The organism is Streptomyces griseus subsp. griseus, from assembly GCF_000720255.1.
Taxonomy (GTDB): domain Bacteria; phylum Actinomycetota; class Actinomycetes; order Streptomycetales; family Streptomycetaceae; genus Streptomyces; species Streptomyces griseus_I.
Window position 1 is genome coordinate 75589 of sequence record NZ_JOJE01000010.1, and the last position, 24274, is coordinate 99862.

Annotated in this window: 27 protein-coding genes and 2 pseudogenes; 10 read left to right on the top strand and 19 right to left on the bottom strand. The window is 70.8% G+C overall.

The window, feature by feature from the left end; translation table 11 throughout:
• Positions 1-35: 35 nt before the first annotated feature.
• A complete protein-coding gene (locus IG99_RS15910; RefSeq protein ID WP_051865444.1) occupies positions 36-1373 on the bottom strand; it encodes a geranylgeranyl reductase family protein in 1338 nt (445 codons plus the stop codon).
• Between the two features lie 48 nt (positions 1374-1421).
• On the opposite strand from IG99_RS15910, the gene IG99_RS15915 reads away from it, so the two are divergent.
• Both IG99_RS15915 and IG99_RS15920 read left to right on the top strand, forming a co-directional pair.
• Positions 1422-1925 carry a GNAT family N-acetyltransferase gene (locus IG99_RS15915; protein ID WP_037674430.1) on the top strand — a complete coding sequence of 168 codons (504 nt, stop codon included), beginning with the start codon at positions 1422-1424 and terminating at the stop codon, positions 1923-1925.
• A 162-nt stretch (positions 1926-2087) separates the two neighbouring features.
• Positions 2088-2396: a PASTA domain-containing protein gene (locus tag IG99_RS15920; protein ID WP_037674438.1), complete on the top strand. Its 309-nt coding sequence runs from the start codon at positions 2088-2090 to the stop codon at positions 2394-2396.
• Positions 2397-2399: 3 nt separating this feature from the next.
• On the opposite strand, the gene IG99_RS15925 is transcribed toward IG99_RS15920, so the two are convergent.
• The 3 genes and pseudogenes from IG99_RS15925 to IG99_RS45455 form a co-directional block, all read right to left on the bottom strand.
• Positions 2400-3113 (bottom strand): demethylmenaquinone methyltransferase, encoded by a 714-nt coding sequence (locus IG99_RS15925; RefSeq protein ID WP_037674441.1) that lies wholly within the window; start codon positions 3111-3113, stop codon positions 2400-2402.
• Positions 3114-3143: 30 nt separating this feature from the next.
• A pseudogene (locus tag IG99_RS45450) lies at positions 3144-3367 on the bottom strand (acyltransferase family protein); the annotation flags it as partial.
• Positions 3366-3689 (bottom strand): annotated as a pseudogene (locus IG99_RS45455) (polysaccharide deacetylase family protein); the annotation flags it as partial. The pseudogenes IG99_RS45455 and IG99_RS45450, both read right to left, overlap by 2 nt.
• Positions 3690-3970: 281 nt before the next feature.
• On the opposite strand from IG99_RS45455, the gene IG99_RS15935 reads away from it, so the two are divergent.
• Complete coding sequence (locus IG99_RS15935) at positions 3971-5026, top strand: chitinase (RefSeq protein WP_199815531.1); 1056 nt, start codon at positions 3971-3973, stop codon at positions 5024-5026.
• Between the two features lie 15 nt (positions 5027-5041).
• On the opposite strand, the gene IG99_RS15940 is transcribed toward IG99_RS15935, so the two are convergent.
• The 5 genes from IG99_RS15940 to IG99_RS15960 all read right to left on the bottom strand — a co-directional run bounded on the left by IG99_RS15940 (position 5042) and on the right by IG99_RS15960 (position 10646).
• The gene (locus IG99_RS15940) at positions 5042-5650 is read right to left on the bottom strand and encodes a hypothetical protein (protein ID WP_037674447.1); all 609 of its coding nucleotides are present in this window, start codon (positions 5648-5650) and stop codon (positions 5042-5044) included.
• A 27-nt stretch (positions 5651-5677) separates the two neighbouring features.
• A complete protein-coding gene (gene mqnC, locus IG99_RS15945) occupies positions 5678-6877 on the bottom strand; it encodes a cyclic dehypoxanthinyl futalosine synthase (RefSeq protein ID WP_037674449.1) in 1200 nt (399 codons plus the stop codon).
• A gap of 119 nt (positions 6878-6996) precedes the next feature.
• Entirely contained in the window at positions 6997-7746 is a 750-nt protein-coding gene (locus IG99_RS15950) for a prepilin peptidase (RefSeq protein WP_037674450.1), read from the bottom strand.
• A 21-nt stretch (positions 7747-7767) separates the two neighbouring features.
• Positions 7768-9594, bottom strand: coding sequence for a serine/threonine-protein kinase (locus IG99_RS15955; protein WP_037674638.1), 1827 nt, complete (start codon positions 9592-9594; stop codon positions 7768-7770).
• Positions 9595-9800: 206 nt separating this feature from the next.
• Positions 9801-10646 carry a menaquinone biosynthetic enzyme MqnA/MqnD family protein gene (locus tag IG99_RS15960; protein ID WP_037674452.1) on the bottom strand — a complete coding sequence of 282 codons (846 nt, stop codon included), beginning with the start codon at positions 10644-10646 and terminating at the stop codon, positions 9801-9803.
• Between the two features lie 332 nt (positions 10647-10978).
• On the opposite strand from IG99_RS15960, the gene IG99_RS15965 reads away from it, so the two are divergent.
• Positions 10979-11182, top strand: a complete 204-nt coding sequence (locus IG99_RS15965) for a cold-shock protein (RefSeq protein ID WP_037674453.1) — start codon at positions 10979-10981, stop codon at positions 11180-11182.
• An 88-nt stretch (positions 11183-11270) separates the two neighbouring features.
• On the opposite strand, the gene IG99_RS15970 is transcribed toward IG99_RS15965, so the two are convergent.
• On the bottom strand, positions 11271-11843 hold the full coding sequence (locus IG99_RS15970) for a helix-turn-helix domain-containing protein (protein WP_037674641.1): 573 nt from the start codon (positions 11841-11843) through the stop codon (positions 11271-11273).
• Positions 11844-11951: 108 nt separating this feature from the next.
• On the opposite strand from IG99_RS15970, the gene IG99_RS15975 reads away from it, so the two are divergent.
• The 5 genes from IG99_RS15975 (at position 11952) to IG99_RS15995 (ending at position 15309) form a co-directional block, all read left to right on the top strand.
• Complete coding sequence (locus IG99_RS15975; RefSeq protein ID WP_037674456.1) at positions 11952-12647, top strand: AzlC family ABC transporter permease; 696 nt, start codon at positions 11952-11954, stop codon at positions 12645-12647.
• Positions 12644-12958, top strand: coding sequence for an AzlD domain-containing protein (locus IG99_RS15980; RefSeq protein WP_037674459.1), 315 nt, complete (start codon positions 12644-12646; stop codon positions 12956-12958). Before IG99_RS15975 ends, IG99_RS15980 begins: the two co-directional genes overlap by 4 nt.
• A gap of 41 nt (positions 12959-12999) precedes the next feature.
• Positions 13000-13662 (top strand): class I SAM-dependent DNA methyltransferase, encoded by a 663-nt coding sequence (locus IG99_RS15985; RefSeq protein ID WP_037674462.1) that lies wholly within the window; start codon positions 13000-13002, stop codon positions 13660-13662.
• Between the two features lie 163 nt (positions 13663-13825).
• Positions 13826-14662 carry a calcium-binding protein gene (locus tag IG99_RS15990; protein ID WP_037674466.1) on the top strand — a complete coding sequence of 279 codons (837 nt, stop codon included), beginning with the start codon at positions 13826-13828 and terminating at the stop codon, positions 14660-14662.
• 125 nt (positions 14663-14787) lie between these two features.
• On the top strand, positions 14788-15309 hold the full coding sequence (locus IG99_RS15995) for a hypothetical protein (protein ID WP_037674468.1): 522 nt from the start codon (positions 14788-14790) through the stop codon (positions 15307-15309).
• Between the two features lie 270 nt (positions 15310-15579).
• On the opposite strand, the gene IG99_RS16000 is transcribed toward IG99_RS15995, so the two are convergent.
• Entirely contained in the window at positions 15580-17496 is a 1917-nt protein-coding gene (locus IG99_RS16000; protein WP_037674469.1) for an AMP-dependent synthetase/ligase, read from the bottom strand.
• Positions 17497-17899: 403 nt separating this feature from the next.
• On the opposite strand from IG99_RS16000, the gene IG99_RS16005 reads away from it, so the two are divergent.
• Positions 17900-18754, top strand: a complete 855-nt coding sequence (locus IG99_RS16005; RefSeq protein WP_037674471.1) for a MaoC family dehydratase — start codon at positions 17900-17902, stop codon at positions 18752-18754.
• Between the two features lie 28 nt (positions 18755-18782).
• On the opposite strand, the gene IG99_RS16010 is transcribed toward IG99_RS16005, so the two are convergent.
• The 8 genes from IG99_RS16010 to IG99_RS16045 form a co-directional block, all read right to left on the bottom strand.
• Positions 18783-19505 (bottom strand): TetR/AcrR family transcriptional regulator, encoded by a 723-nt coding sequence (locus tag IG99_RS16010; protein ID WP_037674474.1) that lies wholly within the window; start codon positions 19503-19505, stop codon positions 18783-18785.
• 37 nt (positions 19506-19542) lie between these two features.
• Positions 19543-19878 (bottom strand): DUF4229 domain-containing protein, encoded by a 336-nt coding sequence (locus IG99_RS16015; RefSeq protein ID WP_037674476.1) that lies wholly within the window; start codon positions 19876-19878, stop codon positions 19543-19545.
• 87 nt (positions 19879-19965) lie between these two features.
• Positions 19966-20490 (bottom strand): GNAT family N-acetyltransferase, encoded by a 525-nt coding sequence (locus IG99_RS16020; protein ID WP_037674479.1) that lies wholly within the window; start codon positions 20488-20490, stop codon positions 19966-19968.
• Between the two features lie 24 nt (positions 20491-20514).
• Positions 20515-21168 carry a UdgX family uracil-DNA binding protein gene (locus IG99_RS16025; protein ID WP_107055941.1) on the bottom strand — a complete coding sequence of 218 codons (654 nt, stop codon included), beginning with the start codon at positions 21166-21168 and terminating at the stop codon, positions 20515-20517.
• 72 nt (positions 21169-21240) lie between these two features.
• Positions 21241-22404, bottom strand: a complete 1164-nt coding sequence (mqnE, locus tag IG99_RS16030; RefSeq protein WP_037674483.1) for an aminofutalosine synthase MqnE — start codon at positions 22402-22404, stop codon at positions 21241-21243.
• 38 nt (positions 22405-22442) lie between these two features.
• On the bottom strand, positions 22443-22898 hold the full coding sequence (locus tag IG99_RS16035; protein WP_037674651.1) for an Lrp/AsnC family transcriptional regulator: 456 nt from the start codon (positions 22896-22898) through the stop codon (positions 22443-22445).
• A 78-nt stretch (positions 22899-22976) separates the two neighbouring features.
• Complete coding sequence (locus IG99_RS16040; RefSeq protein ID WP_037674486.1) at positions 22977-23633, bottom strand: UbiX family flavin prenyltransferase; 657 nt, start codon at positions 23631-23633, stop codon at positions 22977-22979.
• Positions 23634-23688: 55 nt separating this feature from the next.
• The gene (locus IG99_RS16045) at positions 23689-24261 is read right to left on the bottom strand and encodes a Uma2 family endonuclease (protein WP_037674488.1); all 573 of its coding nucleotides are present in this window, start codon (positions 24259-24261) and stop codon (positions 23689-23691) included.
• Positions 24262-24274 lie beyond the last annotated feature (13 nt).

The window sequence follows — 24274 nt, forward strand, 5'->3', positions numbered from 1 at the left end:
GGGGCACGCCTCGGGCGCGCCCCTCCCTGCCGGGGTCAGGCCTTGGGAGCCACCTTGCTCAGGCCGTTGATGATGCGGTCCATGGCGTCGCCGCCGGTGGGGTCGGTGAGGTTGGCGAGGAGTTTGAGGGTGAACTTCATCAGCATGGGGTGGGTCAGGCCGCGCTGGGCGGCGATCTTCATGACCTTGGGGTTGCCGATGAGCTTCACGAAGGCGCGGCCCAACGTGTAGTAGCCGCCGTAGGTGTCCTTGAGGATGCGCGGGTAGTGCTGGAGCGCCGTCTCGCGCTGGGCCGGGGTGGAGCGGGCGTGGGCCTGGACGATGACCTCGGCGGCGATCTGACCGGACTCCATGGCGTAGGCGATGCCCTCACCGTTGAAGGGGTTCACCAGACCGCCGGCGTCGCCGACGAGCAGCAGGCCCTTGGTGTAGTGGGGTTGCCGGTTGAAGGCCATCGGGAGGGCGGCGCCGCGGATGGGGCCCGTCATGTTGTCGGGGGTGTAGCCCCAGTCCTCCGGCATCGAGGCGCACCAGGCCTTCAGGACCTCGCGCCAGTCCAGTTCCTTGAAGGAGTCGGAGGTGTTGAGGACGCCCAGGCCGACGTTGGACGTGCCGTCGCCCATGCCGAAGATCCAGCCGTAGCCGGGGAGCAGCCGGTCCTCGCCCGGGCCCCGGCGGTCCCAGAGTTCCAGCCAGGACTCCAGGTAGTCGTCCTCGTGGCGGGGGCTCGTGAAGTACGTGCGGACGGCGACACCCATCGGGCGGTCCTCGCGGCGGTGCAGGCCCATCGCCAGCGACAGCCGGGTGGAGTTGCCGTCGGCGGCGACCACGAGCGGGGCGTGGAAGGTGACTTCGCGCTTCTCCTCGCCGAGCTTGGCGTGGACGCCGGTGATGCGGCCGGTGCGGTCGTCGATGATCGGGGCGCCGACGTTGCAGCGCTCGAACAGCCGCGCCCCCGCCTTCTGCGCCTGGCGGGCGAGCTGCTCGTCGAAGTCGTCGCGCTTGCGGACCAGGCCGTAGTCGGGGAAGGAGGCGAGATCCGGCCAGTCCAGCTGGAGGCGGACACCGCCGCCGACGATGCGCAGGCCCTTGTTGCGCAGCCAGCCGGCCTCCTCCGAGATGTCGATGCCCATCGCTACGAGCTGCTTGACCGCACGCGGGGTGAGACCGTCGCCGCACACCTTCTCGCGCGGGAACTCGGTCTTCTCCAGCAGAAGGACGTCGAGTCCGGCCCGGGCCAGGTGGTAGGCGGTCGTGGAGCCGGCTGGCCCCGCGCCGACGACGATCACATCGGCGGTGTTTTCGGAGAGGGGCTCGGTCACGGCGGGATCTCCCCAAGGTTCGAAATATGCGTGCCGACCGGCACTGGACATGGGCAGTCTATTCAGCGGAACCGATCACCCGGCTGAAGGGCTGCCCCAGTGAACCGAGCTCTCCCCGTAGTACGGCTGCGTGTCCCCACCGACGAGGACGCCGTCGCCTGGCACCGGGCCTTCGCCCACCCGGACGTCATGGAATTCCACGGCGGCAAGGCCGCGGAACTGTTCGTCTACGAGGAGCTGACCGCCCGCCAGCGCCGGCACGACGCCGAGCGCGGCTACTGCCTGTGGACCATGCTCGACGAGTCCGGTCAGGTCATCGGCTTCACCGGCGCCCAGCCCTGGGAGCGGGAGTGGGGTCCGACGGGCGAGGTCGAGATCGGCTGGCGGCTCGCGCGGGAGCACTGGGGCAAGGGGTACGTCACCGCGGCCGCGCGGATGACGCTGGAGCGGGTGCGCGCGGCCGGGGTGCCGAGCGTGGTGGCCATGGTCGACGCGCGCAACGAGCGGTCCATCGCCGTCACCAGACGGCTGGGCATGCGGCTCGCGCAGGTCTTCACGACACCACGCAAGGACGTGGGGCACTGCTACCGGCTCACCTTGTAGCGGAGGTCGCCGATTCCGGAAGCCACCGACCCATTTCGCACACACTGAGTAGTGGATCGCTACAGAAAGCGACTTGAGGCTTCCCGACGGCGCCCCCGGGCGGTTACCCTGCCTGTACCGCTGGGGGTGACATCTGTGCACGCAACGCCCAAAACACCCGAGGTGCGAGTGCCGAAGCTCGTCGGTCTGATGGCCGTGGACGCGCACGAGACGGCGCTGGCACACGGAGTGCTCCTCGCCGCACCCGACCGGCCGGACTTCCCTCGCACCGTCGTCGACTACGTCGTACGGCAGTACCCGCCACCAGGCGTGGAGGTGCCGCGCGGTGCCGTGGTCACGGTCTGGTTCGAGCTGGGGGGAGGTGAGGGCGGCGGGGGCGTGCGCGAGCCGCGCATTCCGAACCCGAGCGGGGGCGGAATGCGACGCGAGCTCGGCGAACCGGGGGACGCCTACGAGATGATCGACAAGTGAGCGTCAGCCGTCGTTGAGGCCGGGGTCGACCTTGAAGCCCCGGTGCAGGGCCACCACCCCGCCCGTCAGGTTGCGCCAGGCCACCCGCGACCAGCCGGCCTTGCGCAGCCGCTCGGCGAGCGCGGGCTGGTCGGGCCAGGCGCGGATGGACTCGGCGAGGTAGACGTACGCGTCCGGGCTGGAGGAGACCGCGCGGGCGACCGGGGGCAGCGCGCGCATCAGGTACTCGGTGTAGACGGTCCGGAAGGGCGCCCACGTCGGGTGCGAGAACTCGCAGATCACGACCCGCCCGCCCGGCCGGGTCACCCGGTACATCTCCGCCAGGGCGGCATCGGTGTCCTGCACGTTGCGCAGCCCGAAGGAGATCGTGACGGCGTCGAAGGTGTCGTCCTTGAAGGGCAGCCGCGTCGCGTCGCCCCCCGTGAACGGCAGCCAGGAGTGCTTCCGCTTGCCGACCTGGAGCATGCCGATCGAGAAGTCGCAGGGGACGACGTACGCGCCGGTGCGGGCGAAGGGCAGCGAGGACGTCGCCGTACCGGCGGCGAGGTCCAGGACCTTCTGCGCGGGGCGGGCGTCGACCGCCTTGGCGACCTCCTTGCGCCATCGGCGGTCCTGGCCGAGGGAGAGCACGTCGTTGGTCAGGTCGTACCGTTCCGCCACGTTGTCGAACATCGAGGCGACTTCGTGCGGCTGCTTGTCCAGGGATGCGCGGGTCACGCGCCCATTGTGGCAGCAGGGGGTACGACGTCACGGCAGCAGCCTCGGCTTCTTGCGTGCCGCCACGTCCTCGACCCAGCCGAACAGCAGCACGAACCCGGCGATCAGGAGCCAGCGGACGCCGAACATGAACCTTGGCTGTCCAAGGGCAGGTACGCCTCGAAGGCCGGCACGTCCCAGAACCGGTCGATCAGCGGGACGGCCAGGATCAGCGCGATCTCGTGCCAGAGGTAGATCGTCACCGCGCGCGCGTTGCCCGACCATGTCCCGCACGACGTCCGGGTAGCGCGACACCATCGAGCCGACCAGGAAGAACGTGCCGGGCACGTCGTACTTCTCGAGGATCTTCAGGAGGACGTCGTCGGGGACCTCGCTGGATCCGGCCCCGGTGCGCACGCGCTGGTCACCGCCGACGTCGGCGCGCAGACAGCCGTCCAGCAGCATTACGCTGGTCAGCGCGAGCGGGAGCAGTCCCGCGAGGATGACCCGGGGTTTCTGCAGGGCCGCGGCCCTGCCCGCCGCGCGTTCCATGCGGCTGGGGGCGCGGCGGCGGCCGCGGGAGGAAGTCGTCGTCATGAAGTGGCTGCGTTCCGGTCAGTTGGCGGCCGCACCGGCGGACGCGGACGGGTTGGGGGCGGAGGCTCCGGAGGCCGGAGCGGACGATGGCAGGCTCGGATTGCATTCCCCGGATATTAGGGACGCTTTATGTGGCCTAAACTCTGGATTTCGTGCGAGAGACCCATGAGAAAAGTCTTGACCTGTCTATTTCCTGAGAAATTTCCGGAACTCCCCCGCAATCGCTCACCGCCGTGAGAGCGTTGAACGTCCTTTTTTCGACGAGAGCGGGTGCATGTGCAATGAGGAGTCTCCGGACGTCGATGGCCGGGCTCGGCTGTCTGTTCGCCCTGGCCGCGACGGGGTGCTCCGCGGACTCCGGAGACAGTACGGACGCGGCGCCGGCACCACCGGAACGGACGTCCGCGTCACCGTCGCAAAGCACCGCCCCCACCACGACCGCACCCGCCGTACCGGCGTCTCCCGCCTACGCCCCGTACGTCAGCGCCACCGAGGCCTCCGCCAACGACCCGGCCGGCGATCCGTCGACGTACAACCTGGCTTTCGTGATCTCCGACGGGAGCAGTTGTACGCCCAAGTGGAACGGCACGCACTCGATCGGCGACTCGAAGGTCATGTCCCGTATCGCGGCGCTCAAGAAATCCGGCGGCACCGTTCGTGTTTCCTTCGGCGGATCCTCCGGCAAGGAACTCGGGGCGACCTGCGACAGCGCGTCGGAACTCGCCCAGGCGTACGGCGCCGCTCTGGACGCGGCGGGATCGGCCCAGGCCGACTTCGACATCGAGGGCGACGAGTTGACCGACCCCGGCTCGGTCGACCTGCGCTCCCGGGCGATCGCGACGCTCCAGGAGGAACGCCCCGATATGGAGGTCTCCTTCACACTCCCGGTGATGCCGTCCGGGCTGGACGCCGACAGCCTGGCCCTGCTGGAGTCCGCCGATGAACACGGCGTGCGGGTCGCCACCGTCAACATCATGACCATGAACTACGGCGAGTCGTACGACGACGACATGGGCGACTACGCCGTCACCTCGGCGACCGCCACCCAGGCCCAGCTCAAGGAGGTCTTCGGCCTGTCGGACGCGGAGGCCTGGCGGGGCATGGCGCTCACCTCGATGATCGGCGTCCAGGACGTCGACAACGAGACGTTCACCCTCGCGGACGCGGCCGAGGTGCGGACGTTCGCCGAGGAGAAGGAGGTCGCCTGGGTGTCCATGTGGTCCACCTTCCGCGACCAGCAGTGTGCGGACAAAGCCACAGGCCGGGACGATCCGTTGACCAACTGCAGCGGGGTGAAGCAGGGTTCCGGAGCCTTCGCCGAGGCGTTCTCCCGGTAGTGCTCCGCCGGGTGCTCACCGCCGCCGGTAGACGATCCGCCCCTCCACGATGGTCGCCACGCACGTGCGCGCGGCCCCTCGTTCGGCGAGCGCCGCCTCGTCCGGTACGTCGAAGAAGGCGAACCGCGCGGCGGAGCCCCGCTCCCTCGGCCATGCGAACTCCACGTCCAGATCGCCGGCGTACGGGTCGAGCGTGGGCACCCCGCCGGGCCGCCCGATCCGGCCCATGGTCCCGATCCCCGAACGGTGCACGGCGTCCCGCACCGCGCGGTTGCGCAGCTCCTCGCAGGCCGCCGTGACCGTGCCGTGGGCCAGCATGCGCTGAACCCCGCGCCGGGCGCTCGCACCCCAGCGGGCGTCGTCCATGGCCAGCGACGCGAGCGCGTCCCCGAACAACGGCTCGGTGCCCAACTCGTCGGCCTCGCGCGGGTCGGGGTGGTACGCCTCCTCCAGCAGCTCGTTGCCGTAGAGGTTGATGAGCCCGGGCGTGAGGATGCCGGGCCACTGGCGCACCCGCGCGCGCGGATGGGCGGCGGCGAGTTGCTCCAGCGGGCCGGCCTCGGCGACCCACGCGCCCTTGACGGCGAGTGCCCGGCCCCGGGAGTCGGCGTGAATGGTCAGCACGTGCTGCCCCGTCGAAGGCTCACGAGATCAGTTGGACGCGAGGAGCTTCAGCTCGGGGTGTGCCGTCCCGCCCGCGATCGCCGTCGAGGAGATGTGGGAGGCGACCCGCTCGTCGACGGGGTCGTTCGCCGGGTCGTCGTGGACGACGATGTGCTCGTACGTCGTGGTCCGCTGGGCCGGGACGCGCCCTGCCTTGCGGATCAGGTCGATGATCTCCATCCGGTTGGAGCGGTGCTTGGCGCCGGCGGAGGAGACGACGTTCTCCTCCAGCATGATCGAGCCGAGGTCGTCCGCGCCGTAGTGCAGCGACAGCTGGCCGACCTCCTTGCCGGTGGTCAGCCAGGAGCCCTGGATGTGCGCGATGTTGTCCATGAACAGCCGCGCGATGGCGATCATCCGCAGGTACTCGAAGAGGGTGGCCTGGGTGCGCCCCTTCAGGTGGTTGTTCTCGGGCTGGTAGGTGTACGGGATGAAGGCCCGGAAGCCGCCCGTGCGGTCCTGGACGTCGCGGATCATCCGCAGGTGCTCGATGCGCTCGGCGTTGGTCTCGCCGGTGCCCATCAGCATGGTCGAGGTGGACTCCACGCCCAGCCGGTGCGCGGTCTCCATGATCTCCAGCCAGCGCTCGCCGCTCTCCTTCAGCGGGGCGATGGCCTTGCGCGGGCGCTCGGGCAGCAGCTCCGCGCCGGCACCGGCGAAGGAGTCCAGACCCGCCGCGTGGATGCGCTGGATCGCCTCCACGACCGACACCTTCGAGATGCGGGCCATGTGCTCGACCTCGCTCGCCCCCAGGCTGTGGATGACGAGCTGCGGGAACGCCTTCTTGATGGCGGAGAAGTGCTCCTCGTAGTACTCGACGCCGTAGTCCGGGTGGTGGCCGCCCTGGAACATGATCTGGGTCCCGCCCAGTTCCACCGTCTCGGCACACCTGCGCAGGATGTCGTCGAGGTCGCGGGTCCAGCCCTTGTCCGTGTCCTTCGGCGCCGCGTAGAAGGCGCAGAACCGGCACGCCGTCACGCACACGTTCGTGTAGTTGATGTTCCGCTCGATGATGTACGTCGCGATGTGCTCGGTCCCGGCGTACCTGCGGCGGCGTACGGCGTCGGCGGCGGCGCCCAGCGCGTGCAGCGGCGCGTCCCGGTAGAGGACGAGCGCCTCCTCGGGGGTGATCCGCCCGCCGTCCGCGGCACGGTCGAGCACGGACTGGAGGTCGGCCTTCTCGGTCACCGGGCGTCCCTTTCGTCAAGGGTGAATAAGAGGTGCGCGGAGCGCTCGGACAAGGGTGGGGGTGGGAGACGGGTGGGCGGACCGAACCAGCCTACGTCAGCCGTTTTCCCGAGGGGACGTCAGGCCGTGTACGCGCCGATGAGCAGCCCGAGGAACGCTCCCGCGATCAGGAACGGCCCGAACGCGATCGCCGTCTTGCGCCCCGCGCGCCGCGCCAGGACGAGGACGCCGCCGTACGCGGCCCCGAGCAGGAACCCGGCGAACGTGCCCAGCATCACCGTGGGCCAGCCGTACCAGCCGAGGACGGCGCCCGCCCCCAGCGCCAGTTTCACATCGCCGAAGCCCATGCCGCCGGGGTTGAGGAGATGCAGGACGAGGTAGCCGGCGCCCAGGGCCAGGGAGCCGAGCAGGGCCGTCGTCCAGTCACCGGCGTGCTCGGGCGCCAGGGCGGCCAGGCCCAGCAGCGCGAGAGCGGCGGCCGCGAGCGGCAGCGTGAGCGGGTTGGGCAGCCGCCGCACCCGCAGATCGACCGCCGCCAGCAGCACCCCGACGGGCACCAGCAGCAGCCAGACGGCGAGCTCGGGCCGCGTACCGGTGGCCGCGGCGAGGGCGGCGCAGAGAAGAGCGGTGACCGCGGCGAGCGGGAGAGCACGAGGTCCGTACGGCGTCCCCGGACCCTCGACGCAGGCCTCGCACGGCGTCCGTCCCACCCAGCCCCGGAGCCGCCCGCCGATCGGATGCCCCTCGGGACAGGCCTCCCGCCACGGCTCCTCGTCCGGCACCGAGAACCGGTACGCGGCCCTCGGCAGCAGCGCCCCCGCCGCCGCACCCCACACCACCGCGACCAGGACCAGCAGCAGGTCGGTCATGCCGGGCCCCTCCCCTCTCCCCTACTTGACCTTCGCGAGCCGGGCCACCGGACGGCCGGAACCGTCGCTGTCCGAGGCGTACGTGAGGCCGTCGCCGGCCGGGGTGAGCGTGACCGTGGCGGCGCTCTTCACACAGGTCGCCGGATTCGAGTCGGCGCCCACGGACGTGGCGACGATCTGCTTGTCCGTCACCTCCTTCAGGGTGAGGACGTCGACGCACACCATGGTCCCGAACGGATCCGTGTTGCGGACGCTGCCCAACTCCTCCCCCACCGCCACCTGCTTCACGGTCACCCGGAACGTGCCCATCGGGACGCTGCCGTCGAGCCCGGTGCCCTGCCCCTGCCAGGTGCCGAGGTAACGAGCGGGTACGCCGACGACCTGTGAGGCGGCATCACTCGGCAGGTCACTGCCCGTGGGTGACGACGTGGCGGACGACGAGGGTGACGACGTGGGTGACCGCGTAGGCGTGGACCCCGGCGCCGACGTCGGCGCGGCGGAGTACTCGCCACCCGCCGAGGTGTCGCTGTCGCTGTCGCGGTCGCCGCCCGGCAGCAGGTCGAACACGAACACCGACCCCACCGTCACCGCCGCCAGCGCTCCCGCCACCGCGAGAGCCACCGTGCAGCTCAGCCGACGCCCCCGCCCCTCGTCCCCGGGCGTCGACGTCGCCGCGACGGACACGGAGAGCCTGCCGGGCCCCGTCCCCGACACCCCCGACGCCACACCCCCGTCCTGCGGCGGCGCGTCACGCGGCTCCGGTACGTAGGGCAGGGCGTCCACCGGCAACGGCGTCGCGGGAGGCGGGATCACGGGAGCCGGAATCACGGCAGGAGGCATCACGGGAAGAGGCATCACGGGAGGCGGCCCGAACTCACCCACCCCCGAAGCCCCGCCCACCGAAGGACTGCTGAACTCCACCGGCCCCGACGGCGCCGCCCCGGCCGTCCCGGCCGCCTCGAGGTTCAGCAGCTGTACGGCACTGCGCCCGACTCGCTCCACCAGCGCACCCGGCAACCAGCCCGCCGCCACCAGCCGTGCCGTGCCCTCCGGAGCGAGCCGCAGGGCGACGTCCCGGGGCGTGGGCCGGACCGCCGGATCCTTGGCCAGGCACGCCTCGACCACCTCACGCAGCTCACCGCCCAACTGCCCCAGCCGCGCCTCCTCGTGGACGACCTTGTAGAGCAGCGCCGCCGAGGAGTCCCCCGGGAACGGCGACTCGCCGGCCGCCGCGTAGGCGAGGACCGCGCCGAGGGAGAAGACGTCGGCCGCGCCGGTCGCGCCCTTGCCGAGGATCTGCTCGGGGGACATGTAGCCGGGGGAGCCGATCGAGACGCCGGTCGAGGTCAGGGAGGCCGTGCCGTCGGTGGCGCGGGCGATGCCGAAGTCGATGAGCAGCGGGCCGTCCACGGTGAGCAGGACGTTGGACGGCTTCACGTCCCGGTGCACCAGCCCCAGGTCGTGCACCGCCGTCAGCGCCTCGGCGAGGCCCGCGCCCAGGACCCGTACGGTGTGCTCGGGCAGCGCCCCGCCGTCCGCGACGGCGCCGGCGAGCGACGGGCCCGCCGCGTACGCGGTGGCGACCCAGGGGACCGACGCGTCAGGGTCGGCGTCCAGGACCGGTGCGGTCCAGGCGCCGCCGACCCGCCGGGCCGCCTCGACCTCGCGGCGGAAGCGGGCGCGGAACTCCTCGTCCAGCGCGAAGTGCGGGTGCACGATCTTGACGGCGACCGTGCGGCCTCCGGCGCTGCGGCCCAGATAGACGCGGCCCATCCCGCCGGAGCCGATCCGGCCGAGCAGTCGGTAGGGCCCCATGGCGGTGGGCTCGTCGGCTCCGAGCGGCTGCATGGCGTCCACCTCTCCCCCGTAGGACTGCACAGCAGATTAGTGCGGCGGGGCGGCCGTGCCCTCGGTGCCGGAGCAGCTGCAGCCGTACTGGAACAGACGCCGTGCCCACGGGCGCGGATGCAGCCCCCGTGGAACAGACGCCGTGCCCACGGGCGCGGATGCAGCCCCCGTGGAACAGACGCGGCGCCCGGCACGGCCGCGGCGCCCTACTGGAGCAGATCCACCCGCACGTCCGCCGGGAAGCCGGTCGTCGGGCCGACGCGGCGGGCGAACTCGGCGACCGCGGCGAGTTGGGGGACGCCGAAGCGGAAGTCGAGGGTGGTGAAGTAGCGCTGGAGCACCGCCTCGTCGAAGGCCTCCCAGCGGGCCGCCTGCTCGGCGACCTTGCCGACCTCCTCCAGGGAGAGGTTGCGGGAGGCGAGGAAGGCCTCGTGGACCTGGCGGGTGATGACCGGCTCCCGCTCCACGTAGTCCCGTCGCGCCGCCCAGACGGCGAAGACGAACGGCAGCCCGGTCCACTCCTTCCAGAGCGCGCCGAGGTCGTGCACCTCCAGCCCGAACCGCGGCCCGTCCAGCAGGTTGGCCCGCAGCGCCGCGTCTCCGATGAGTACGGCCGCCTCCGCCTCCTGCATCATCAGGCTGAGGTCGGGCGGGCAGGAGTAGTAGTCGGGCTGGACGCCGAAGCGTTCCGCCAGCAGCAGCTGGGCGAGGCGGACGGAGGTGCGCGAGGTCGAGCCGAGGGCGACCCGGGCACCGTCCAGCCGGTCCAGTGGGACCTGCGAGACGATCACGCAGGACATGACCGGCCCGTCGCAGCCGACGGCGATGTCGGGGAAGGCCACCAGGTCGTCCGCGTTCTTCAGGAACTCGACGAGGGTGATGGGCCCGATGTCGAGGTCTCCCTGCACCAGCTGCTCGCTGAGCTTCTCCGGGGTGTCCTTCGTCAGCTCGAAGTCGAGCAGCGTGCCCGTTCTCGCGAGCCCCCAGTAGAGGGGCAGGCAGTTCAGGAACTGAATGTGGCCGACGCGCGGCCGGGTGCGAGAATTGTCCACATCGCGAGGCTAGCCCGCGTGGGGTACGGTTCCCCCTTCAGGGTGGGCCTCGATGGGGGTTACGTGTCGCTCCCTGTCGTGGAGGTCGAGTCAACCTCACCCACATGGTTTCAAACATCCGGGTGAAGTGATCTTGACCTCTATTGCTTTCGGCTGCCTGCGTGCTAGGCTCGCCGCAAGTTGCAGTTTGGTTTCCCTTGCAGTACAGAGCCTGCGGAGCATGTAACCGCGGGCTCTCGTCGTTTTCAGACGTATGCAGAGTTGTGCGGCATCTTGTTTTCACACTTGCAGGGTTCTGGAGCAGGGCAACCCTTTGGGCCCAAGGAGGGCTTATGGCTACCGGAACCGTGAAGTGGTTCAACGCCGAAAAGGGCTTTGGCTTCATCGCCCAGGAAGGCGGCGGACCCGACGTCTTCGTTCACTACTCCGCGATCAACGCCGCCGGCTTCCGCTCCCTCGAGGAGAACCAGTCGGTGAGCTTCGACGTCACGCAGGGTCCGAAGGGCCCGCAGGCGGAGAACGTCACTCCCATCTGATCGCGCCGCACCGCAGTACCCAAGGAGCCCCGCGCCATCCGGCGACGGGGCTCCTGCCCTTTCCCGCCCCCGCTCCCGGCTTCACCCCTCACACGTGCTGCATGACCAGCACGAACGTCGTCCCCGGCGTCAGCGCCTCGTACGCGTGCGGCACATCCCCCCGGTAGGTCAGGTAGTCCCCCGGCCCCAGCTCCACGCTCTCCCCGACCGGCCCGGCCTTCATCCGCCCCGTACTGACGACCAGGTGCTCCACCGAGCCCGGAATGTGCGGCTCCGACACCCGGGGCGTGCCCGGTTCCGCCCGCAGGTGGTAGATGTCCCGCCGGGCCCCGGGAGGGCTGGCCGACAGCAGCGTGCCCACGAAGTTGGCCTGCTCCGAGGCGACCGCCGGCCCCTCCCCCGCCCGGATCACCCGCACCGCCGACGTAGGCGGCTCCACCAGTGCGCTGAACGGCACCCCCAGCGCCACCGCCAGCGCCCAGATCGTCTCCATGCTCGGATTACCGCTCGCCGCCTCCAGCTGCGACAGCGTCGACTTCGCGATCCCTGCCCGCTTGGCCAGCTCGGACAGGGACAGCCCGGCCCGGGTGCGCTCGCGGCGCAGGGAGGCGGCGATCCAGTCGAGGGGAAGGCGGGGCGGCGGTGTCGACGCATCGACCACGGGGCACTCCATTCGTTCAACCATTCCGGAAGCGGGCTTCATCGTTCGCTACAGAAGTACGCTCGTTCGCCTTGACGAACACCACGTTTCTTGTCCAGTGTAGAAAACATGCGTTCGTCACACCGAACAAAGCAGCCCACAGAGCAGCCCACAGAGCTCCTCCGGGACGTCGCCCTCGTGTGCCTCGCGGGCGGCATCGTCGGCGTCTCGTTCGGCGCGATCGCCGTGGCGGGCGGCCTGCCGGTGTGGGTACCGGTGGTGATGTCCCTGATCGTGTACGCGGGCTCCGCCCAGTTCAGCGCGGTCGGCGTGCTGCTGGCCGGGGGCGGCCCGCTCGCCGCGGCGGCCACCGGCCTGCTCCTCAACACCCGCACCGCCGCCTACAGCCTGGCCGTGGCCGACGTACTGGGCCGGGGCCGCCTCGCCCGGTTCCTGGGCGCACACCTCGTGACCGACGAGACCGTGGCGTTCGCCCTCGCCCAGCCCGATCCGCTACGGCGCCGGACCGCGTTCTGGGTGTCCGGGATCGGCCTCTTCACCACCTGGAACATGTCCGTGCTCGCCGGAGCCCTGGCCGGCGGCGCCCTCGGGGACACCGCCCGCTACGGCCTGGACGCCGCCTTCCCCGCCGTGCTCGTGGCCCTCGTCCTGCCCGCGCTGCGCGCGGACAAGCGGGTACGGCGGGCCGCGCTGCCCGGCGCGGCGGTGGCCCTGGCGGTGGCGCCGGTCGTCCCGGCCGGGGTGCCGGTGCTGGCCGCGCTGAGCGGGCTCGCCGCGCTGTACCGCAGGAAGGGAGCGGCATGACCGCGACGTTCGTCATGATTCTGGCGCTCGCTGCGGGAACGTACGCCTTCCGCCTGGTGGGCCCCGTTCTGCACGGGCGGGTCGACATCTCGCCCCGCCTCCAGGACCTTCTCTCGACGGGTGCCGTCGTTCTCCTGGTCGCCCTGCTGGCCACCGGGGCACTCACCGAGGGCGGTCACTTCGCCGGCTGGGCGCGCCCGGCCGGGGTGCTCGTCGGCGGACTGCTCGCTTGGCGGCGGGCGCCGTTCGCGGTGGTGGTCCTGGCCGCGGCGGGCGCGACGGCACTGCTGCGGGCGGCCGGGGTGGCCTGAACCGGCCCGCATGTCAGTGGCCCCGGTTAGGCTCCCCCGCCATGACCGACACCGCCGGCTTCCTCGCCACCACCCGGACGTTCTACGACGCCATCGCCGACGACTACGCCGACCACTTCCAGGACGGGTACACGAGGAGGCCCCTGGAGCGGGCGCTGCTCACCGCGTACGCGGAACTGGTGGGTGACAAGGGCACGGTGGCGGACCTCGGCTGCGGGCCCGGGTGGGTCACGGGGTACCTCGCAGGCCTCGGTCTGCCGGTGTTCGGGGTCGACCTGTCGGAGGGGATGCTGGCGGTGGCCCGGCGCGAGAACCCGGAACTGCGGTTCGAACAGGGTTCGATGCTGGAGCTGGACATCCCCGACGGGGAACTCGCGGGCGTGGTGTCCTGGTACTCCTCCATCCACACCCCCATGGACCGGCTCCCCGACCTCTTCGCCGAGTTCCACCGCGTCCTGGCACCGGGCGGCCACCTGCTCCTCGCCTTCCAGGTGGGCGACGAGCCGCGCCACCTCGACCGGCCGTGGGGGCACCCGGTGACCCTCGACTTCGAACGCCGACGCCCGGACCGCGTCGTCGAGCTGCTGGTGTCCGCCGGATTCGCACTCCACTCCCAGGCGGTACGCGAACCCGACGAGTCCCTGGGCGACACGGCACCCCAGGCCTTCCTGACGGCCCACAAGGCATCAAGAGCGGCGGACTGAAAACACGGAGGTGAACACTCCGCCTTCCGGTGCGGAATTCCGGAGAACGGCGGAGTGAAGTCGTGGGTGGCGCCTTTCCCCGGCACAACCGGTTCACCTGATTCAGGGTCAAAGAGGTGATCGCAGGATACGGAAACCGGAATTGCCGAAGGGGCGTCTCCGCATGCGCACGCACCGAACCACTACCGTCACCGCCGCCCTCGCCTTATGCCTCGGCGGCGCGATCCTCTCGGGACCCACCGCCCAGGCGGCCCCGACGGCCACGGCCTCCCTCGTCCACCAGGAGGGCGAGCTCTGGTACAAGGCGGCCCCGGGCCAGACCAACCGCCTCACCGTGTCGGCCGAGGTGGTGCCCAGGACGGAGTTCGAGTCCGACTACGTCCTCACCTTCCGCGACCGCGTCGGCATCACCCTCGCGGCCGGCGAATGCACGTACCCGTCGGCGAGCGACCACACCGTCGCCCGGTGCGTGGTCCCCATCCCCCTCGGCTCCGACGACTCCGACATCTACGACGTCGATCTCGGCGACCGCGACGACACGGCCACGATCCCCGCCGACAACTCCGCGTACGCCGCGATCCACGGCGGCTCCGGCAACGACGTCATCCGGGGCAGCGGAGCGTCGGTCCTCTACGGCGAGGCCGGCAACGACCGCCTCGCGGGAGGCGGGGGCGTCTGGGGCCTCGGCTCCTTCGGCGGCCCCGGCGACGACACCCTCACCGACTGCCGCTACGAGTGCCACGGCGGCCCGGGCAACGACTCCCTCACCGGCGGCGCCGAGGAAGTCGAGAACACCCTCTTCGGCGACGACGGCAACGACGTGCTGCACGGCCGCACGGGCGCCGACGTCCTGTACGGGGGCAAGGGCAACGACAAGCTGTACGGGGAGCAGGGCAACGACGTGCTGTACGGCAACAGCGGCAACGACGTGCTGCACGGGGGCCCGGGCAGGGACAGGCTGTCGGGGGGACCGGGGAGGGACCAGGAGTACCAGGGGTGAGGGGACGAGAGGTGAGCGGTGAAGGGTGACGGCCGCGCCCTCGGTCGGGTCAATGGGCGAATCGAGTCGTGGGGGGCCTTACACAGGGAGGGCAGAGCGGAACCGTAGACACGCAAGGAGTCCCCGTGAGTACCGCAACCAGCGCCGCCCAGACCCGTCGCATCCTGGAACTGCTCGCGCATGCCGATCCCCGGTGGTGGGAGATCATCGAGCCGCATCTGCCCCTGTTCGACGGGCGTCTCGGTGCGCGGTCGGCGGACGGGGACGAGGCGCGGCTCAATCCACAGCCGCTGCCGCCCCGGGAGGCCGTGTGGCGGGCGATCCGGGACACCGCGGTGTCGGTCGCGGAGGCGACGATCGCCGCCAGCCTGGCCGGCCGGAACCCCGTCGAGGTCCTCGCGGAGGTCGGGGACGACTACTGCCCCACCCCGCCGAAGTTCCCCTGGCCCAAGAAGTGGCCGGTACCGGTGCAGGTGCAGCAGCAGTTCCTCGCCGACGGGGCCCACCTCGGGCCCGCCGTCCAGGCCACGGCCGGGCTGGTCTTCCAGACGTACGCCGACCGGACCACGGACGAGGCGCTCAGCAGCGCCTTCTCCGGTCTGGCCCAACGTCTGGTGGACACGGCCCTGCGGAGCAACACCCCGTAGGTCCGGCGAGGAGAGCGGCCTCGTAGGCCTCCCGCCCGAACACGTACGGGCCGAGTCGGGGTGACCGTGATGCGGGCCAGCAGGGGCCAGCACTGCCAGATGCCGCAGCCGCAACCGCAGCCGAGGACGGGGTGCTGTGTGCCGTCGATGCGGATGCCCCACACCGCCGCGGCCGGGTTCTCGGACCAGGGGTGGTGGCGGAACTCGATGCCGTTGTGGTGCGCGGTCACGCCCGTGCCCTCCCCGTGCCCACCCCGGTCCGCGAGCTCTTTACCTCACGTACAGCCCCTCCACCTGCGTCGCGAAGTCCCGCATGATCGCCTCGCGGCGCAGCTTCATCGACGGGGTCAGATGGCCGGACGTCTCCGTGAAGTCGACGGGGAGGACGGCGAAGCGGCGGATGGACTCGGGGCGGGAGACCAGCTTGTTGGCCTCGTCCACCGCGCGTTGCAGCACCGCGTTCAGGTCGTCGTCGCCGATGAGGAGTTCGGCCGGGACGGGGTGCTTGCCGTTCATCTGGCGCCAGTGGGTGAGGCCGTCGGGGTCGAGGGTGATCAGCGCGGAGACGTAGGGGCGGGCGTCGCCCAGGACGATGCACTGGGATATCAGGGGGTGGGAGCGCAGCCAGTTCTCCAGCGGGGCGGGGGCCACGCTCTTGCCGCCCGCCGTGATGATCATTTCCTTCTTGCGGCCGGTGATCGTGAGGAAGCCCTCGTCGTCCAGTTCGCCGATGTCTCCGGTGGCCAGCCAGCCGTCGGGGGCGGCCGGGACGACGCCGCCGGCCGCCGGGTCCCAGTAGCCACGCAGGACGTGGCCGCCGCTGATCAGGATCTCGCCGTCGGCGGCGATACGGACCTTCGTCCCGGGCATCGGCCAGCCCACCGTCCCGAGACGCGGCTTCATCGGGGGCGTCACCGTGGACGCCCCCGTCGTCTCGGTCAGGCCGTAGCCCTCGTAGATCTCGATGCCCGCCCCCAGGTAGAAGGAGGAGAGGCGGCGGCCGAGAGGGGAGCCGCCGCAGATGGCGTGCCGGACGCGGCCGCCCATGGCGTTGCGGATGCGGCGGTAGACCAGCGGGTCGTAGAAGGTGCGGGCGGCTCTCAGGGCCGTGTTGGGGCCGGAGCCGGTGCCCGTCTTGTGGGCCTCCACCGCCTCGCCGTAGCGGCGGGCGATCGACACCGCGCGGTCGAAGGAGGAGAGGCGGCCGCCCGATTCGGCGCGGGCGCGGGCGGTGTTGTAGATCTTCTCCAGCATGTAGGGGATGGCCAGGAGGCAGGTCGGGCGGAAGGCGGCCAGGTCGGGGAGGAGGTCCTCGGCCTTCAGGCTGGGGGCGTGGCCCAGGCGGACGCGGGCGCGTACGCAGGCGATGGCGACCATCCTGCCGAACACGTGGGACATCGGCAGGAACAGCAGGACCGACACCTCCTCGTTCGACCGCGCCTTGAAGATCGGGTAGAGGTACTCGATCGCGTTGTCGACCTCGGCGAAGAAGTTGCCGTGGGTGAGGACGCAACCCTTGGGGCGGCCGGTGGTACCGGAGGTGTAGATCAGGGTGGCGAGGGTGTCGGGGACCAGCATCCCGCGTCGTACGGCGACTTCCTGGTCCGGCAGGTGTGCGCCCCGTTCCTCGAGCCGGTCCAGGTGGCCCTTCTCGATGACCCACATGTGCTGGAGGTCGGGCAGGCGGTCGCGTTCGGGGCCGATGGCGGCGGCCTGGCCGGCCGTCTCGGTCACGAGGGCGACCGCGCCGGAGTCCTGGAGGATCCAGCGGGTCTGGAAGACGGAGGAGGTCGGGTAGACGGGGACGGTCACCAGGCCGGCCGCCCACGCGGCGAAGTCGAGGAGTGTCCACTCGTACCGCGTGCGCGCCATGACGGCGATCCTGTCGCCCGGTACCAGGCCCTCGGCGACGAGTCCCTTGGCGAGCGCGTGCACCTCGGCGGCGAACTCGGCGGCCGTGACGTCCACCCAGGTGCCGTCCTGGGTCTTGCGGCTGATGACGACCGCGTCGGGGGCGGCGGCCGCGTTGTCGAAGGGCAGGTCGGCGAGCGAGCCGTGGGTGACGGGCAGGGCGAACGGGGGCATCGAGGCCTCGCGTACGACTCCGTCGAGTCGGCGGGTCTCGGGGGCGACGAGGGTGGGGGGAGCGTCGTCGTAGCTTGCGGTGGTGGAGTACGGCGTGGACACGGGCGGCTCCCTGGGCGTGCAGCGTCGAACTGCCTTGCTGCAATACGTACGTGCCCCGAGTGGCGGGGCGTTCACCGTCGGTGGCGGAAGAAACGCGTTACCGACGGTTAGGAAGGGGATCGTACGGGGCTGCTGTGGTGGGTTTGTGCGGGTACGGAGGCGATCCGGGGCCAGGCCTGTGCAACCTCGGGGGTTATGTGAGCGACCCTCACGTACGTCCCAGCCTGCTCCGACCTAGACTTACCCAGGGTAACCTGACTCCAGAGTAAGTAAATGGGACACACACCACGCCGACCCCTGGGGAGATCGACATGGCCGACCGCTGTCTGAGCTTCACCGGCAAATCCGCCTGCGTCGACGGACAGGTCGTACGGGTCTGCGAACAGAGCCCGCTGGGGGCCCGATGACCCTCCTCACCCGCTCCCCCGCCCTCGCCCCGCTGCTCGCCCGGGGCACCCTGCTGTCCCTCTTCAAGCACCCTCACCCGGACGCCGACTTCCCCCGCACCCCGCTCGTGCTGCCCGGCCTGCGCGTCGACCTCGCCCGGCTGGCCGCCTACGAGCGGGTGTGCGGCTTCGCCACCGGCGAGGACGCCCTGCCGATCACCTTTCCGCACGTCCTCGGTTTCCCGCTCGCGATGCACCTGATGAGCGGCCGGGACTTCCCGCTCCCGCTTCTCGGCCTGGTCCACACGTCGATCGACATCACCCGGCACGCCTCGCTGCCCGCCACGGCGGCCTACGACCTCAGCGTGCGCGTGGCGGGGCTGGCGCCGCACCGCAGGGGCACGGAGGCCGCCGTCGTCACCGAGCTGCGGCTCGGTGACGACGTGGTGTGGGAGTCGCGGAGCGCCTATCTGGCACGGCACCGCACGGACGGACGTACCGCCGGGGCACCCGAACCCCCGGCGCGTGCGAGCGGGCGGAAGCCGCTTCCCCACCTGGCCGAATGGCGGCTGGCCGCCGATGTCGGGCGACGCTACGCAGCCGCGTCCGGCGACCGCAACCCCATCCACCTGCACGCCCTCACCGCCCGCCTCTTCGGCTTCCCCCGGGCCATCGCGCACGGCATGTGGACGGTCGCCCGCTGCCTCGCCGCCCACGGCACCCCGCACGCGGCCCGGGTCCGGGCGGAGTTCAGGGCTCCGGTGCTGCTGCCGGGGACGGTGCGGTACGCGGCGGACGGGGAGCGGTTCGAGCTGAGGAGCGGTGACGGGGAGAAGGCGCATGTGACGGGGAGCGTGCGGCTGCTGCGATGAGCGGGGCCGGACCTGACGGTGTGCGCGTTCAGCCGCCGCCGTGAGCGGCCGGCTCCTCCGGCGGTACCGAGGGCTGGGCCGGCGGCGACCAGGAGCGGCCCGCCATGAGGCTGCCGAGGCCCGCCCACGCGAAGTTCATCAGGGTCGTGGCCGTCTGCCGGGCGGTGACGCCCTCCGTGGCGTTGGCCCAGGCGGCGAGGGACTCGGCGGCGCCCACCAGGGCCTGGGCGAGACCGGCGACCTCGCGTTCCTGAAGGTCGGGGGCGACGGGGGTCCCCCCGCCCGAGCGAAGCCGGGAGTGGGGGACGGCGTCGCGGGCCGCGATCGCGATCAGCTGGGTGACGAACGCGACGATTTCCTCCCGCATCGCGGCGACCTCGCTCGCGAACGGCTCACCGTGGGTGCGGGCCTGGAGGTGCAGTACCGTCCAGGCCTCCGGATGGTGAGCGGTGTGCGTGAAGAACGCCAGCAGTCCGTCCCAGAGTTGGCGGTCGGCGGACAGCCCGGGGTGGACACCGGCCCGGACCGCCTCGGTCAGCGCCTTCGCCTCGCGGCGGATGCAGGCGGTGAAGAGGTCTTCCTTGGAGTTCAGGTACAGGTACACCAACGGCTTGGACACGCCCGCGAGTTCGGCGATGTCGTCCATCGAGGCGGCCATGTACCCGCGCTGCCCGAAGGTCCGTACGGCGGCGTCCAGCATCTGCTGCTCACGGACGGCACGCGGCATCCGCTTGCTCTTCACGACACCCATGGGCAAAGCCTAGTTGGGGCCGCGCCGAGTGAGACCCCTACGAGGCGTGGCTCTGCGTCTGACCTTGCGTCTGCCCCTGAGCCTGACCCTGGGCGCGGGCGCTGTCGTCGGCCACGTCCTCCTGGCTGCGGTTCGCCTCCAGGTTCGCCTTGACGCGGTCCACCCGCTGCACGACCTGGATCGAGGCGCGGTCCCGCTCCTTGCGCAGCACCACGAAGCTGATCGGGGCGGAGATCACCAGCGACAGCAGGATCACCCACATGCCGTTGGACTGGCCGAGGCCGCGCGGGACGACACCGGAGTAGACGAGGCCCCAGACGACCACGAGGCAGCCCACGAAGATCCCGAGGCGCATCAGCGTGTAGCGGAGCATCTCAATCCACTCTTCCGTTTCTGGCACAAAGGGGCACTGTCCAGTGAAGCACGCCGGTGTACCGGTCCTGCACGGGGGTACGCCGGCTCAGCCCAGCGGCAGCAGCATGATGACGTCGTCGCGGTCGTCGCCGGGGGCGACGCGGATCGCGCCGGGCACGCGGCCGACCTCCTTGTAGCCGCAGGACGCGTAGAAGCGCTCCAGGCCCAGTCCGCCCCGGCAGGTGAGGCGTATCGCCTCGATGCCGTCGAGGGTGCGGGCCGCGTCCGCGGCGGCGGCGAGCAGATCGCGGCCGTACCCCTTGCCCTGGTGCCGTGGGTGCACCATCACCGTGTACAACCACAGCCAGTGGGTCATCAGCCGGTGTGTGTTGAGGGTGAGGAAGGCCGTCGCGGCCACCTGCCCCTCCTCGTCGTGCCCGACGAGCAGGCGGGTGCGCCCCTCACTCATCGCCGCGAAGTGTTTCACCAGCTCCGGGCGTAGGTCCTCCCGGGCCACCGGCGACACGAACCCGACGGCCCCTCCGGCGTTGCTGACGTCGGCCCACAGGTCGAGCAGACCGTCCCGCAGGGCGGGGGTGACGGCGGGGCCAAGAGTGAAAGTAAGGGGCATGGTCGCATCGTACCCATTACGGCATCACGAGAGCGCCCGCGCCGCCACCGCCAGATCAGAGACCAGACCCTGGTACGCCGCCTCCCGGTCGTCCGACCGCAGCACCGACGACGGGTGCACCGTCGGCACCAGCCGCTCCGGGCGCCCGTGGATCTCCTCCTCCAGCACCGTCCCGCGCACCTGCGTGACCCGGAACGACGACCCGAGCAGCGCCTTCCCCGCGGTCGCCCCGAGCACGACGATCAGCTCGGGCTCCACCAGGGCGAGCTCAGCGGCCAGCCAGGGACCGCAGGCGGTCATCTCTCGCAGGCTGGGCGCCTTGTGGATGCGGCGCTTGCGGGGTTCGGCCCGGGTGAACTTGAAGTGTTTGACCGCGTTGGTGATGTACGCGTCCGCCGGGTCCAGGCCCGCTTCTTCCAGGGCTCGGTCGAGGAGCTTGCCGGCCGGGCCGACGAAGGGTTTGCCCTGGCGGTCCTCCTGGTCACCGGGCTGCTCGCCCACGAGCATCACGCGCGCGTGGGCGCTGCCCGCGCCGAACACGGTCTGCGTGGCGTCCCTGTGCAGGGGACAGCCGTGGCAGTCGGCGGCGGCCTTGCGCAGGGCGGTGAGGTCGCGTGGCCCTTCCGGGACGAACGGTTCCGCGGTGTAGGCGTCCTCAGGCGCTCGGGTGGTCACCATGGGGTCCGAGTACCCGCCGTGGGGACTCGGACCCGTGTCGGGTGCGTGCGTGGCGGCTGGTCGCTGAGCAGCTCAGACCCGCATCGGCTGCGGCGATTCCCTGCGCGCCGGGTCCGGGCCCTCGTACTCGCGGATGATCTCGTACCGCGTGTTGCGCTCCACCGGGCGGAAGCCGGCGTCGCGGATCAGGTCGAGGAGGTCCTCGCGGGTCAACTTGTTGGGCGTGCCGTAGTTGTCCGCGTCGTGGGTGATCTTGTACTCGACGACCGAGCCGTCCATGTCGTCGGCGCCGTGCTGGAGCGCGAGCTGCGCGGTCTGGACTCCGTGCATGACCCAGAAGACCTTGACGTGCGGGACGTTGTCGAAGAGGAGGCGGGAGACCGCGAAGGTCTTGAGCGCCTCCGCCCCTGTCGCCATCTGCGTCCGCGCCTGGAGCCGGTTGCGCACCTTGCCGTCCTTCATGTCCACGAAGTCGTGCTGGTAACGCAGCGGGATGAAGACCTGGAAGCCGCCGGTCTCGTCCTGGAGCTCACGCAGCCGCAGTACGTGGTCGACGCGGTGGCGGGGCTCCTCGATGTGGCCGTAGAGCATGGTGCTCGGGGTCTTCAGCCCCTTCTCGTGCGCCAGCCGGTGGATGCGCGACCAGTCCTCCCAGTGGGTGCGGTGGTCGACGATGTGCTGGCGGACCTCCCAGTCGAAGATCTCCGCGCCACCGCCGGTGAGGGACTCAAGGCCCGCGTCGATCAGCTCGTCGAGGATCTCGGAGGCCGACATCCCGGAGATCGTCTCGAAGTGGTGGATCTCCGTCGCCGTGAACGCCTTCAGCGACACGTTCGGCAGCGCGGCCTTCAGCTCCCGCAGCGAGCGCGGGTAGTAGCGCCACGGCAGGTTCGGGTGGAGTCCGTTGACGATGTGCAGCTCGGTGAGGTTCTCGCCCTCCATCGCCTTGGCGAGCTTCACCGCCTCCTCGATGCGCATCGTGTACGCGTCCTTCTCGCCCGGCTTGCGCTGGAACGAGCAGTAGGCGCAGGACGCCGTGCACACGTTCGTCATGTTGAGGTGGCGGTTGACGTTGAAGTGGACGACGTCGCCGTTCTTGCGTGTCCGCACCTCGTGCGCGAGGCCGCCGAGCCACGCCAGGTCGTCCGACTCGTACAGCGCGATGCCGTCCTCGCGGGACAGCCGCTCACCGGAGCGGACCTTCTCCTCCAGCTCGCGCTTGAGCCCGACGTCCATGTCAACACCTTTCTACGACAGCCCGACCAACGGTATCCCTAGACCTCTTCGGGAAGCTCCCCGACCCGGTTCTCCCACTTCGTGGAGAGCACGATCGTCGTACGGGTCCTGGAGACGCCCTTGATCCCGGACAGCCGTCGGATGATCTTCTCCAGGCCGTCCACGTCCGTCGCCCGCACCTTGAGCATGAACGAGTCGTCGCCGGCGATGAACCAGCAGTCCTCGATCTCGCTGAGGTCCTTCAGCCGGCCCGCCACGTCCTCGTGGTCGGCGGCGTCGGAGAGCGAGATGCCGATCAGGGCGATGACGCCGAGGCCCAGCGAGACGGCGTTCACGCTGGCGCGGTAGCCGGTGATGACACCGGCCGCCTCCAGCCGGTTGATGCGGTCGGTGACGCTGGGTCCCGACAGGCCGACGAGGCGTCCCAGCTCCGCGTAGGAGGCCCGGCCGTTCTCCCTCAGGGCCTGGATGAGCTGCCTGTCCACCGCGTCCATGCGATCGAAGCCTTCCACTGAAAGTTCTTGGGTGATGAGGGTGGTGATGAGAGGTACTGCGACTTACTCAGACGGCGCTCACGTCGGGCGGGTTGCGTTGCCGCCGCCCAGTTCGCCCGTCCAGCGGCGGTACAGCCCGTGCGGGACGCCCGCCGCGTCGAGGACCCGGCCGGCGACGAAGTCCACCAGGTCCTGGATGTGGGTCGCCCCGGCGTAGAAGGCGGGCGACGCGGGCACGACACTCGCGCCCGCGTCGTCCAGGGCCACCAGGTGCCTGAGCGTCTGCCCGTTCAGCGGGGTCTCCCGCACGGCCACCACCAGCGGACGCCGCTCCTTCAGGGTCACGCTCGCGGCGCGCTGCAGCAGGTCCTTGGAGAGCCCGAGCGCGACTCCGGCGACGCACGCCGTCGAGGCGGGCACGATCAGCATGCCCTTCACGGCGTACGACCCCGAGGACGGCCCGGCGGCGAGGTCCCCGGCGTTCCAGTGCCGTACGCGGTCGATGTCGACGTCGAAGATGCCGGGCTTGCCGTCGGCTCCCCGTGCCAGCCATTCCCGCAGGTCGGCCCGCCAGTGGGCGTCCCGGAAGGAGATGCCGGTCTCGTCCAGCAGGGTCAGCCGGGAGGCCCGGCTGACGACGAGGTCGACGCTCTCCCCCGCGTCGAGCAGGGCACGCAGCACGGCGGCGGCGTATGGCGTCCCAGACGCTCCGGACACCCCCACGATCCAAGGCACACGCTGCGTTTCTCCTGCGTTCACACCTTGAGCGTACCGGTGGGGCGGAAGGTGTTCAGGACCGGCCGGATGCCTGGCGATCCACGGGGAGGCGGCTGGTGGGGATGGTGAGCTTGCCCAGTGGGGAGTCGATGGTCAGCTCCGCGCCGTACGGGATCGTGTCACGGCCCCGGTAGCCGTCGGGGCCTGGGTTCCACATCGTGACGACATGGCCTTTGAGAGGGTCGAGGACCAGGTAGTTCGCGATGCCGCGAGAGGCGTACCAGCGAGGTTTGACTTCGTAGTCGCGCCGGATGCTCTCCGGAGACACCACCTCGGCGACGAGCTCGATCAGGTCGGCAGGGTAGGCGCTGCGATTCTCCGCCTCCGCCTCCGCCGGGATGACCGCGATGTCCGGGCAGAACTCGTTGGCCTCGTCGAGGGGAAACGCAACATCGCTCACCAGCGCCCACTCCGAGGGCATCTGCCCCTCGACGATCGCCCACAACCGCTGGATCGTCCTCCCGTGGAACGGGCTGACCGGGTTCATCACGATGCTGCCCTCGACAATCTCCGTCAGATAGCCGGGGAACATGTCCTCCAGCTTGCTGAGCTGCGAGTGCAGGCGGTCGATGCCCGAGACGGTCACGCTGGCCTCCCTG